Genomic DNA, 11,011 nt, shown 5'->3' on the forward strand with positions numbered 1-11,011 from the left:
GGACATCCTCGCCCGCACCACCGGTGCCGACCGGGCCACCACCGCCGCGTGGCTGAGCCGGGCGGGCGTCTCCCCGCAGGCGCTGCCCCGCGACCTCACCGCCGACCAGTGGGCGCGGGTGTGGCACTCCGCCTCGTCCACGCGGACCCGCCACGTGGAGCAGGCAAACCCGGACGGCATCAGCTGACACCTGGATATGAAGCCGGAAAAGACAGCACAGTATGAAGTCAGATCCTGCTAGGATCTCGTGCCATGAAAACGATCACGTTGCGGCTGTCCGACGCGGCGTACGCGGCGGCCAAACATCACGCCGAGATGGAGCACAAGTCGATGAACGCCTGGATCGAGACCCTTCTCGACGCCGAGGACATGCGTCGTCGGTGTGCCGAACACGGGGAATGGATGGCGGGCGATCCGGACGCGGTGGCCTTCGCCGAAGCCTGGGCCGACCGCAACTACGACGAGCTGGCGCAGCGGTGAGCGGTCCGCGCCGGGGCAGTGTCTGGACCACCGACGGCGGGGTCACGGTTCTCGTGTTGTCCTCGACCGTCTACAACGAGATCGGCAGTGAGCCCACCGTGGTCGTGGTGCCGGTGTTCGACCGGGAGCCGGGCAGTGGATTCGGGGTTTCGCTCGGGGAAGACCGGTGGGCGGTGGCGGGTCTGGTAACCAGTCTCCGCAAGGCGCGATTGCGCGAGGAACGGGAGCCGGTGGACACACAGACCTTGACCGAGGTCAACACCATGTTGTTCAAGATCCTCGCCACCCCCGAACGCTGATCCGACAATGGCGGAGGGACCGGCCACCCGGGAGTTGTCGTGGGTTCCACGACAACTCCCGGGCACGCCGCTCACGGTTGCACCCGGTACCCGGGTACCGGGTTATCGTCGCGGTAGCGAGGCACAGGAAGTGCCCGTGGGTGGGACCGACGGAGGGGGAGGCCGGGATGACCGGTGAACGTGACGGTCAGGCGCCGGAGGGGACCGCCGCGGACACCGCACGACCGGCGACGGCGGACGCGGCGTGTGGTGCGGCATGCATGGGCGCGGGCCGTTGCGTGTGTGAGCCCGGCCCGGATGGTCCGGGGCCGGATCCGGCCGCGGGTGAGGCGGCGGAAGCGGTGTGGGCCCCGGCGGAGTGCACCCTGCCGGTGGCGTGGCAGCCGGACCGGACGGCGGAGTTCGACACGCTGTTCACCGCCGCACTGCGCAGGATGGCGCGGCCGTCGCCGACGGTGCTGCACCTGTACCTGGATGCCGCGGCCGGAACCCGGGCGCGGGATCTGGCCGCGCGGGAGAGCGGTTGCTGTTCGTTCTTCACGTTCGGCTTCACCGCACGTTCCGACGGGCTGAGGTGGGAGGTCTCGGTCCCGCAGGCGCACGTGCCCGTCCTGGACGCGTTGGCCGGGCGGGCCGCGGAGACCATGCGGGACGCGGCCCGGTGACCGGGCAGGCGCTGCGCCGCGGGCAGCTCGCCGAGGCGGCCGGGGTGAACCCGCAGACGCTGCGCTACTACGAACGGCGCGGCCTGCTCGCCGAGCCGACACGGTCCCCCGGCGGGCACCGGCTGTATCCGCCGGAGACGATCACCCTGCTCCGGGGCATCAAAGCCGCCCAGCAGCTGGGCTTCACCCTCGACGAGGTCGCCGACCTGATGGGAACCGGCTCCCGCCGACCCGGGCGGACCGGCACCGGTCTCCACCGCCCGCGCGGAGGACAAACTCGCCGAGATCGATGCGCGGATCGCCGAACTGCGCGCGGTGCGCCGGGCACTGACCGATGCGCTCGACGCGGGCTGTGCCGACCTGGCCGTGTGCGCCGCGAGTCCCCGGTGTCCACTGCCGTTCCCCGATGCCGCCGGGGCCGCGGAGGCCGTCCACGCATTCCGCTGCCAGTGAAGGGGTCGGGGGCCGGCCGCCGATGGGCGCGGCCGGCCCCCGACCCCGACTCCTCAGAGCCGTTCGGTCTCCGGCACCCGTTCGGGCTGACCGTCCCAGCACTGCACCCCGTCGACGTCCGGCATCGATTCCCGCAGGAACACCGGGTCGAGCCCCCGGGCGCGCTGCTGCCGGTAGTCGTGCAGCAGCCGCACGGCGAGCATGCCGAGCGGGGCGACGGCGACGAGGTTGACCACCGCCATCAGGCCCATGGTGACGTTGGCGAAGTCCCACACCAGCTGCAGCGAGCTCACCGCGCCGAGGAACAGGATGCCGATCACGGCGAGCCGGAAGATCGGCAGCGCGCGCTCGTCGGTGGTGAGGTACCGCAGGTTGGCCTCGCCGTAGTAGAAGTTGCCGAGCACCGAGGTGAAGCACAGCAGCACCACGATGAACGTCAGCAGGTGCAGCGACCAGGTGCCGAGGGTGTTCTCCAGGGAGTTCTGCGTCAGCGCCGCGCCGATCTCCTCACCGTAGGTGGGGTTGGAGGTGAGGATGATGAACGCGGTCACCGAGCACACGATCAGCGTGTCGAAGTAGACGCCGAAGGTCTGCGCCAGGCCCTGCTTGACCGGGTGGCTCACCCCGGCGGTGGCGCCCGCGTTCGGGGCCGAGCCCATGCCGGCCTCGTTGGAGAACATGCCGCGCTGGATGCCCTGCATGATGGCGGTGCCGACGGCGGCGGCGCCGACCTCGCGGAAGCCGAAGGCGGAGCCGACGATGTCGGCGAGCACGCCCGGCACCTGGTCGATGTTGATCCCGACCACCACCAGGCCCATGAGCACGTAGAACAGGGCCATGAACGGCACCGTGGCCTGCGCGACGGTGGCGATGCGGCGCACCCCGCCGAACACGACCAGCGCCACCACCGCGACGAGGGCCAGCCCGACCACCGGCGCCACCCAGCCGGCGGGGTCCTCCCCGGTGGCCGCGGACACCGAGTTGTCGACCACGTCGGTGATGCTGTTGGCCTGCACCATGTTGAACGTCGCGCTGAACGTGAAGATCATGACGACCGCGAACAGCGCCCCCAGCCAGGGTTTCTTCAGGCCGTACCGCATGTAGTAGGCGGGGCCGCCGCGGTAGCCGGCGCGGTCGCGGACCTTGAACAGCTGCGCCAGTGTGGACTCGATGAACGAGATCGAGCCGACGACCATCCCCATGAGCCACATCCAGAACACCGCGCCCGGACCGCCGAGCGCGATCGCGATCGCCACACCCGCCACGTTGCCGGTGCCGACCCGGGCCGCCGCGGAGATGGAGAACGCCTGGAACGACGAGATCGCCCGTTTGCCGTCCGGGGCGCGTTCCGGGCTGCCGCGCAGGTTCCGGATCATCTCCGGGATCATGCGGAACTGCACGCCGCCGGACCGCACCGTGTAGTACACGCCGACCAGCGCCAGCAGCGGGATGACGAGATAGGTCCAGAACACGTCGTTGACCGCGTTGATCGCGTCCAACAGGAGGTTCGTGTCCTCTTCCTCCTCCATGCCACACTCCTTCGTCGGTGTCGGGGCAGACGGGACACCCGTGCCCCGTCGTCACCGCGCCGGTGAGGCGCCGAGGGATCGTACGCACGGCCGTGCCCTGGTGCGTACATCCTTTCGTCGTGGACCGACCGTGTGAGTCGGCGTGCACGACGTCGACAGCAGTGAGGCCGGATCGTCCTCGCTGTCGAGAAATGGGTTGTTGAGCGCAGGACCTCAAAGGGGGGAGCGGGAGGGCACGCAGCCTTCGACCCCCGGGTCGTGCCGGAGGTGTAGACCGTGGTGAGGGTTGACGACTATCGGTGGGTCGTACGTATGTTGTCCGATAAGCGACCGCTTAGTGTTCAGCTGCACCGTCGACCATGACCGGGCCTGAACCTACGACCTCTGGAGAAGTCATCGTGGACAACGACTACCCCGTCACCGGAGACGTCGTCGCCGAGCTCCGCGGCGCCGTGCTCGTCGTCACGTTCAACCGGCCCGAGGCGATGAACAGCTTCACGGTCGCCTCCGAGCACACCTACGGAGACATCCTCGAACAGGCGGACAGCGACCCCGCGGTGCGCGCCGTCGTGGTGACGGGTGCGGGTCGGGCCTGGTGTGTCGGTGCGGACATGGCCGATCTGGCGAGGATCGTGGACTCGGCCGGGAGCATGGACATCAACCCCTACCGACGCCGTCGTGACTTCCCGTTGTCCTTCCGCAAGCCGTTGGTGGCCGCTGTCAACGGTCCGGCAGCGGGCCTCGGGATGGTGCACGCGATGTACGCCGACGTCCGTTTCGGCGAACCCAGCAGTTCGTTCATCACGGCGTTCGCGAAGCGCGGCCTTGCGGCCGAATACGGTATCTCCTGGCTGCTACCGCGGATCGTCGGACACTCCCGTGCGCTGGACCTCCTGATGTCCAGCCGCAAGGTCGATGCCGAGGAGGCGTTCCGCATCGGCCTTCTCGACCACCTCGTGGCCGAGGGAGACGTCCTGGAGAAGTCCGTTGCCTACGCCGCGGACCTGGCGCGGACGTGCTCGCCTGCCTCGATGGCCGACATCAAGCGGCAGGTCTACGCCGATCACGAGCGTGCGTTCACGGCTTCCTACGACGACGCGGATGCGCTGATGCGGGCCCGCATGGACACGGCCGACTTCGCCGAGGGTGTCGCCAGCTTCACCGAGCGCAGGGACCCGGTGTTCCAGCCGCTGTCGGAGGCGTGACGAACCGCGGACGATGCCTCGCGCACGGCGTCACCGACCGGTGAAGTTCGGCCGCCGCTTCTCGTGGAACGCGGCGATGCCCTCCCGGACATCGTCGGTCTCGTTGACCAGCTCAACGGCATACTCCGCCTCGCGGAGCGACTGGTCCAAGGTCTGGTCCATGGCGTGGCGCACCATGCGCTTGACCATCCTGGTGGTGAGCGGCGCAGTGGTGGCGAGCTGCCGGGCGTTTTCCAGGACCGTCTCCGTGAGCCGGTCATCGTCGACGACCTCGGTCAGCAGGCCCAGGGCCAGTGCGGTCTCGGCGTCATACATGTGCCCGCCCCACAGCATCCGCAGGGCGCGGTCGACGCCCATGATCCGGGGGAGGAACCAGGCCCCGCCCTCGTCCGGCAGCAGACCGACACGCCCCGAGGTGTCCCCGAGTCTGGCGCTGCGGCCTGCGATGCGGAGGTCGCAGGCCAGGGCCAACGTGAGCCCGCCGGCCGCCGCGGGACCGCTCATCATGGCGATGACCGGCTTGTCACAGTTCTCCAGAGCGCGCACGGTCCGGTGCATCCCCTCCCGGATGACCGCGCCGTGTCCGAACTGCACCGCGTGGGCGTGCTCGGCCTCGTAGCTGTTCGCGAGGTCCCCGCCGCTGCAGAACGCATCACCCGCCCCCGTGATGACGAGCACCCGTTGCGCCTCCGCGGCGCTGAAGTCGTCGATCGCCCGGGCCATCTCCACGGCCGTCCGTGACCGGTAGGCGTTGCGACGATGTGGTCGATCGATGGTCAGCCGGCGAATGCCCGGCTGCCAGTCGTCGACGACGATGTCCTCGAACTCCTCAGACACGCCAGTCCCCTTCTCTCCAGTCGAGTCCTGCCCTCGAGGGCCGGTCCCGCGATCACCACAGGTTGCCGCTCCGAGGCCGGACGAGCGAGGCCCTGCGCCCCGCTCGTCCGTCACCGCCGGCGTCGGAGCAGGACGGCCGCCGTGACACCCAACAGGACGGTAGGGATCATGCCGATGTGCGTGAGGACCGGGACGTGCGGTGCCACGAGCAGAACCATGACCGCCGCGACGACCAGCGCCGGCACAGCTGCCCGCCACTGCGGCTGCTTCCACAGCAGCTGCACGAGCACCGGCCCGAGAACCGCCGGGAGGACGTAGTCGAAGGTCGCGGTGATACTCGCGGGGAGAGCCGACACCAGCCAGGTGCCGGCGACACCCACCAGGAGGGCGAGCGTGACCACGTGCATCAGGGCCGCGCCGCAGATCGCCGCGACGGAGGCCACCTCGGCACGGCGCGTTCCGGCCTGGAGCTTGAGCACCGACTGCGCGCTCACCGCCGCGGGCAACAGCTTGTTGGAGATGTTGCCGATGAGAAATGCCTGGTAGAGGCCCGCCCCACCCAACATCGGGTAGTACGTCACCGGCTCCAGGATCCAGTACACGGCGAAGACGGCCGCGACCGCGGCGAAACCGGTGAGGATCGGCGTGAGGCCGGGCCAGTACCCGGCCACGAAGAGCAGGTATGCCGGGCCCGCCAGGGAGACGAGCATCCCGGCGGTCATGGTCAGGCGACCCCACGTCGTCGTGGTGCGCTCGAACACGCTCGGGACGGCAGCGGTTCCGGATGTGCGGGTGTCACCGGTCTGCGAGGTCATGGGTTACTCCTTCGGGCGCGGGACGGGAAGGGTCAGCCGGCGATGCCGGCGGTGAGCAAACCGACGGTCATGGCGACAGCGAGTGACCACTCCCGGAGCCAGGCGCGTTGGAACCGCCCGGCGGCGAGCTGCATGACCACCGCGGTCGCGGTCGCGGCGAGAAGCACGGAGAGGTGCACCGGACTCTTGGTCGGTTCCTGGATGGTGATGAAGCCGAAGGCGGCGGCCATCGCGGCCAGGGTGACGACCTGCAGCAGCGAGCCGTCCCGCTTGCGCACCGCCAGGTCGACCCGTTTGGCGACCGGGGTCAGCAGCAGCGTGCTCGTCATCCACATCGCACCACCGAGGGACATCACCGTGAAAACGGTGGCGAACGCCTTGCCGTCGAATCCCTGGCCACCCAGCTCCAGACCCAACGCGCCTGCGCCGGTATCGGCGGCGATGAGCTCGAAACCCGCGGATCCGATGAGGCCGATGCGCATCAGGACGGCAGGCCCACCGAAGAGGCTCAGCAGGCCCACGGCGAGGACCACGATGCCCAGAGAGGGCCCCAGCGCGCTGATGGCGCCGGTCCGGACGGCGACGGCGACGTCGGACCGCGTCAGTCCCACGGTCGGTGCCTCCTTGAGCGCCGCTCTGATGAACACGACGCTCTGCAGCGTGACGATGAGGAATACTGCGACGACGCATGCCCACAGGAACGGTGAGTGAGCAACACCTGAATAGTCCATCGGGTCTCCCGGTCGGGGTGGGTGGGGATTGGTGGGGTGGCGCTAGGCGAGGTGGAGCAGGGCCGCCGTGGTGAGCAGGCGGTTTCCCGCGAGCAGGGTCGGCTCCGCGTCGAGCTCGAACCTCGATGTGTGGTTTCCGGGCACGGGACTGTCCGCGGACTGCGCGTCCGCCGGCGTGAAGCCCGGGTAGCGGTCGGGGTCCACACCGCCCCAGAGCCAGTAGGCGTAGGGGACGGGCTCCCCGTCGTACCTGCCACCCGGCAGCCCGTACTCGGAGAAATCCTCGCTGCCCATGAGCGGTTGTGGCAGCCGGGTCACGACGGTCCCGGGCACGGTGCCGTGCGCGGTGGCCAGGTCCTCCACCAGCCGCTCGTCGTTGACGGTGGCCGGCCCCTCGGCGAACACCGCGAACTCGGGGGACCGGGGTGATCCGGCGGCGGCGGACTCGGCCTCGGCGATGCGCCGGACGGCCGTGAGTGCCCGCTCCAGCGATGCGTCCGACATCGCCCGCAGGTTGAGAGTGACCACCGCATCGTCCGGGATGACGTTCGCCTGCGAGCCCGCGTGGAACATCCCGGGGGTGATGATCACGGGGTCGAACGACGGTGTCTCGCGGGAGACGACACTCTGAACCCTGGTGACGAAGTAGGACGCCGCCGTCACCGGGTCGACGCACGAGGCGGGCTGCGAACCGTGCCCACCCCGGCCTCGGATCGTGACCTCGATGCTGGCCGTGGCGGACATGATCGTGCCGGACCGGTGCACCACATGACCGACGGGTGCGGGCATGACGTGTTGGCCGAGTGCGACGTCGGGCTTGGGGAACCGGGTGAACAGTCCGTCAGCGAGCATCGCGGCCGCTCCCTGGAAGGTCTCCTCGCCCGGCTGGGCGACGACGAGGAGGGTGCCGGCCCACGCGTCCCGGGACCGCGACAGCGCCTCGGCGGTGGCAGCGACACAGGTGACGTGCATGTCGTGACCGCAGGCGTGCATCACCGGGACGGTCCGGCCGGAGGGCAGCGTCCCGGTGGCCCCGCTGCGGTAGGGAAGCTCGGTCTCCTCCCGGATGGGCAGCGCGTCCATGTCACCGCGCAGCATCACCACGGGGCCGTCCCCGTTACGCAGGACACCCACGACTCCCGTGGTGCCGACCTCCTCGGTGACCTCCAGCCCGGCCGCGCGGAAGGCCTCGGAGACCCGCCGCGCCGTCCGGTGCTCCTGCATGGACAGCTCGGGGTGTGCGTGCAGGTCGCGGAAGAAGTCGACCCATCGCCCGGTGGCACCCGCGTGCAGGGCCCGGGCCGCGAGATCGGCCGCCTTGTCGGGCTGAACCGTGGGTGAGGGGCTCGAGGTGGTTCGGGGCACGGTGGACATGGGGAGACGGTGACGCGGTTGTTGACTCTTGGACAACCCGCTGGCCGATCGTGACGGATTCAGCCAATAATGTGGCCGATGACGACGACCCGCCTGAACCAGGTCTCACCGGGACTCGACGAGCTGGACCGACGGATCATGGCTGCGCTGCAGGTCGAGGGCCGCGCCTCGTGGCGGAGGGTCGCCACGGTGCTCGGCGAGTCGGAACGGACCGTGGCCCGGCGCGGCAACCGTCTGCTGGAGGAGCGGCTCGTGGTGGTCGCCGCGTTGACCCCTCAGTACTTCGGCGCCTACAGCGAGCCCACCGTGGTCTCGGTGCGATGCTTTCCAGGTACCGCCCGGGTCGCCGGGGCATCGTTGGCCCGCCGCCAGGACACCACGTTCAGCTACATCATGACCGGCACCACCGACTGCGTCGCCGAGGTGTGGTGCCCCGCCGACCGGCTCACCGACCTCCTTCTGGAGGAGCTGCCCAGTACCCCGGGAATGGCGCGGATCCGCAGCGACACGGTGCTCCACTACTACCGCACGGTGCACGAGTGGCAGCCGGGCATCCTGGCCGACGACGAAGCGGCCGCTCTCGCCGCCGACCGGCCGTTGCCACCGACCAAGCTGGCGACCAAGCCGCCACTGGCGCGTGAGGACCGCGTCATGGTGGATGCCCTGGCTCGCGACGGCCGGGCCACGCACGCCGAGCTCGGTCGGCTCGCCGGCGTCTCCGAGGCCACCGCGCGCCGCCGTGTCGATGCGCTCCGCACCGAGGGAGACTTGACCTTCCGTGCCGTTGTCGAACCGGCGACACTCGGCCTGCCCGTCGAGGCGCTCCTCTGGATCTCGACACCGCCCGGCAGTGTCGACCGCGTGGGGGAGCAGCTGCTCGCATCGCCCCTCGTGCGCTACGTCGCGGCCATCACCGGACCGCACCAGCTTCTCGTCGACGTCACGCTGCCGACCAAGGCGGCGTTGCGGGACATGATCACCGGGTCCCCCTGGGTCGAGCACGTGAGCGCTGTCGAGACCACCCTCGTGGTGCAGTCCCTGAAGCGCGGCGGCGTGCTCAGCGACTCGACCAGGTAGTCCCCGCTCGCCCGATGACTCCGTATCGGTGCAATGCGGTGCCGTGATCGCCGGCTTCCCGCGGCCGGCGGGGGCGGTCAGTCGGTCCGTGACTCCTCCGGTGCCTGCCCGCGGTGTTGGGTGGTGTAGACCCCGGCGGGCACGGCGTGGTAGCCCTTCGCCCCGACCGCCCCGGCCAGTGGGCTGCGGGGCGCGTCCCCCGCGCGCACCCGGTCGACGACCGCGCGGAAGTCGTACCGCGGTTGCCAGCCGAGCTCCGCCCGGGCGCGGGCACTGTCGTAGACGCGGTCCAGGGTGGGAAACATCCGCCAGCCCCAGCGGGCGTAGTCGTCGGCGACGTCGGGGAACCGGCGCCGGAACACCGCGGGCGCGTCGACGGCCAGCTCGGCGAGGTCGTCGCGGGTGAACGGGGTGGGGGCGCTGACGATGTAGCGGCCGAACCCGAGCGCGGGCGCCCGGTCCGCGGCGGCCAGGTGCGCCTCGACCACGTCGGCGAGGTCCACCCTCCGGTACAGGAACTCGTTGACCTTGACGTTGGTGTCGTCGTAGGCGGCGCGGACCGTGTCCCGGTCGTCCTGTTCGGGGAAGAACCGGGAGGTGCGCAGCACCACCACCGGCAGGCCCTGCTCGCGGGCGGCGAGTTCACACAGGTCCTCGGCGGCGACCTTGGTGGCGCCGTAGATGTTGCGCACCACCGGGGAGACGTCCTCGTCGATCCACGCGGCCGGCCCACCGGGTTCCGGGGTCAGTGCCCGGCCGAACGCGCTGGTGCTGCTGGTGAACACCAGGCCCGCCACCCCGGCCCCGGCGGCGGCCTCCAGCAGCGCCAGGGTGCCGGAGACGTTGGTGTCGACGAAGTCCCGCCGACGGTGGGAGCCGACGTGCGGCTTGTGCAGCGTGGCGGTGTGCAGCACCCGCGTGACCCCGTCCAGGGCGCGGTGCAGCACGTCGGGGTCGGTGACCGAGCCGACCACGTCGGTGTGCGGCGAGGGCAGCGTGTCCAACCCGACCGCGGGCACGCCCCGGTCCCGCAGGGTCCGTACCAGCGCCTCCCCCAGGTGCCCGGCGCTGCCGGTGACGAGGTACCTCTCCATGATCGGCGACCGTAGCAGCGGGGGACGGGCCGGACACCGGGATTTCTCCGGAACCCGGGTCGGGGACGCATCGCGGTGTCCGCCACCCCGTGCGCTGACCTGACCCCTGACCGGATGATCGCGGCGCCGGGGACGCGACACGGGCGGGACCGTGCCGGTATGGTCACTGCTTCCGGACTCGGCCCGTGGTCGTCCGGCCGCACCTCGTGAGGTGTTTCGGCCGGGGCGGGTCGGGGGACACGACCCGGTGACAACGACACACCCGCACAACCCCGCGGGGGCCACACACGTCCTTCCGGGGGAGTCGAGCTTGGTGGATTCTTTCGGAGGTGTGATGCGTTCCCGACAGACGCGTGCGACGGCCGCCGGGATCGGGGTCGCCGCGGTGACCGCGGCGGCGACGGTGTCGGTGGCGCCGACGGCCAGCGCCGACCCGGCCCCGCCGCCCGAGT

The 11,011-nt window shown here is 70.6% G+C and carries 11 protein-coding genes and 3 pseudogenes; 8 read left to right on the forward strand and 6 right to left on the reverse strand.

Going from position 1 to position 11,011, the window contains the following annotated elements:
- The 6 genes and pseudogenes from ACTIR_RS26410 to ACTIR_RS27825 all read left to right on the forward strand — a co-directional run.
- A pseudogene (locus tag ACTIR_RS26410) lies at positions 1 to 187 on the forward strand (hypothetical protein); the annotation flags it as partial.
- 65 nt (positions 188 to 252) lie between these two features.
- Positions 253 to 480, forward strand: a complete 228-nt coding sequence (locus ACTIR_RS0108160; RefSeq protein WP_007026301.1) for a toxin-antitoxin system HicB family antitoxin — start codon at positions 253 to 255, stop codon at positions 478 to 480.
- Positions 477 to 779, forward strand: a complete 303-nt coding sequence (locus ACTIR_RS0108165; protein ID WP_026453901.1) for a type II toxin-antitoxin system PemK/MazF family toxin — start codon at positions 477 to 479, stop codon at positions 777 to 779. The genes ACTIR_RS0108160 and ACTIR_RS0108165 overlap by 4 nt, the downstream gene beginning before the upstream one ends.
- Before the next feature lie 167 nt (positions 780 to 946).
- Complete coding sequence (locus tag ACTIR_RS27465; protein ID WP_233345855.1) at positions 947 to 1,444, forward strand: hypothetical protein; 498 nt, start codon at positions 947 to 949, stop codon at positions 1,442 to 1,444.
- Positions 1,441 to 1,644, forward strand: a pseudogene (locus ACTIR_RS27820) (MerR family transcriptional regulator); the annotation flags it as partial. The gene ACTIR_RS27465 and the pseudogene ACTIR_RS27820, both read left to right, overlap by 4 nt.
- Positions 1,645 to 1,678: 34 nt before the next feature.
- Positions 1,679 to 1,897, forward strand: a pseudogene (locus tag ACTIR_RS27825) (hypothetical protein); the annotation flags it as partial.
- A 53-nt stretch (positions 1,898 to 1,950) separates the two neighbouring features.
- Here the strand turns inward: ACTIR_RS27825 and ACTIR_RS0108175 are convergent.
- Positions 1,951 to 3,426 (reverse strand): alanine/glycine:cation symporter family protein, encoded by a 1,476-nt coding sequence (locus tag ACTIR_RS0108175; RefSeq protein WP_026453903.1) that lies wholly within the window; start codon positions 3,424 to 3,426, stop codon positions 1,951 to 1,953.
- Positions 3,427 to 3,824: 398 nt separating this feature from the next.
- Between ACTIR_RS0108175 and ACTIR_RS0108180 the strand changes: the two genes are divergently transcribed.
- Complete coding sequence (locus ACTIR_RS0108180) at positions 3,825 to 4,631, forward strand: enoyl-CoA hydratase-related protein (RefSeq protein ID WP_034239004.1); 807 nt, start codon at positions 3,825 to 3,827, stop codon at positions 4,629 to 4,631.
- A 30-nt stretch (positions 4,632 to 4,661) separates the two neighbouring features.
- Here ACTIR_RS0108180 and ACTIR_RS0108185 read toward each other — a convergent pair whose 3' ends face one another.
- The 4 genes from ACTIR_RS0108185 to ACTIR_RS0108200 form a co-directional block, all read right to left on the reverse strand.
- Positions 4,662 to 5,468, reverse strand: a complete 807-nt coding sequence (locus ACTIR_RS0108185; protein WP_233345856.1) for an enoyl-CoA hydratase/isomerase family protein — start codon at positions 5,466 to 5,468, stop codon at positions 4,662 to 4,664.
- A gap of 110 nt (positions 5,469 to 5,578) precedes the next feature.
- Positions 5,579 to 6,283 (reverse strand): hypothetical protein, encoded by a 705-nt coding sequence (locus tag ACTIR_RS0108190; protein ID WP_026453906.1) that lies wholly within the window; start codon positions 6,281 to 6,283, stop codon positions 5,579 to 5,581.
- Between the two features lie 32 nt (positions 6,284 to 6,315).
- Positions 6,316 to 7,014 carry a DUF5058 family protein gene (locus tag ACTIR_RS0108195; RefSeq protein ID WP_026453907.1) on the reverse strand — a complete coding sequence of 233 codons (699 nt, stop codon included), beginning with the start codon at positions 7,012 to 7,014 and terminating at the stop codon, positions 6,316 to 6,318.
- 42 nt (positions 7,015 to 7,056) lie between these two features.
- Complete coding sequence (locus ACTIR_RS0108200) at positions 7,057 to 8,388, reverse strand: amidohydrolase (protein ID WP_084789365.1); 1,332 nt, start codon at positions 8,386 to 8,388, stop codon at positions 7,057 to 7,059.
- A gap of 78 nt (positions 8,389 to 8,466) precedes the next feature.
- On the opposite strand from ACTIR_RS0108200, the gene ACTIR_RS0108205 reads away from it, so the two are divergent.
- A complete protein-coding gene (locus ACTIR_RS0108205) occupies positions 8,467 to 9,465 on the forward strand; it encodes an Lrp/AsnC family transcriptional regulator (protein WP_052583780.1) in 999 nt (332 codons plus the stop codon).
- 77 nt (positions 9,466 to 9,542) lie between these two features.
- Here ACTIR_RS0108205 and ACTIR_RS0108210 read toward each other — a convergent pair whose 3' ends face one another.
- The gene (locus ACTIR_RS0108210; protein ID WP_026453910.1) at positions 9,543 to 10,559 is read right to left on the reverse strand and encodes an NAD-dependent epimerase/dehydratase family protein; all 1,017 of its coding nucleotides are present in this window, start codon (positions 10,557 to 10,559) and stop codon (positions 9,543 to 9,545) included.
- Positions 10,560 to 11,011: the final 452 nt, after the last annotated feature.

The organism is Saccharomonospora iraqiensis subsp. iraqiensis (assembly GCF_000430445.1).
GTDB lineage: Bacteria > Actinomycetota > Actinomycetes > Mycobacteriales > Pseudonocardiaceae > Saccharomonospora > Saccharomonospora iraqiensis.

Bases quoted from the DNA above. Each gene is read 5' to 3' on its own strand.
- ACTIR_RS0108205 (WP_052583780.1), top strand. From the start codon at position 8,467: ATGACGACGACCCGCCTGAACCAGGTCTCACCGGGACTCGACGAGCTG.
- ACTIR_RS27465 (WP_233345855.1), top strand. From the start codon at position 947: ATGACCGGTGAACGTGACGGTCAGGCGCCGGAGGGGACCGCCGCGGAC.
- ACTIR_RS0108175 (WP_026453903.1), bottom strand. From the start codon at position 3,426: ATGGAGGAGGAAGAGGACACGAACCTCCTGTTGGACGCGATCAACGCG.
- ACTIR_RS0108200 (WP_084789365.1), bottom strand. From the start codon at position 8,388: ATGTCCACCGTGCCCCGAACCACCTCGAGCCCCTCACCCACGGTTCAG.
- ACTIR_RS0108195 (WP_026453907.1), bottom strand. From the start codon at position 7,014: ATGGACTATTCAGGTGTTGCTCACTCACCGTTCCTGTGGGCATGCGTC.
- ACTIR_RS0108190 (WP_026453906.1), bottom strand. From the start codon at position 6,283: ATGACCTCGCAGACCGGTGACACCCGCACATCCGGAACCGCTGCCGTC.
- ACTIR_RS0108160 (WP_007026301.1), top strand. From the start codon at position 253: ATGAAAACGATCACGTTGCGGCTGTCCGACGCGGCGTACGCGGCGGCC.
- ACTIR_RS0108210 (WP_026453910.1), bottom strand. From the start codon at position 10,559: ATGGAGAGGTACCTCGTCACCGGCAGCGCCGGGCACCTGGGGGAGGCG.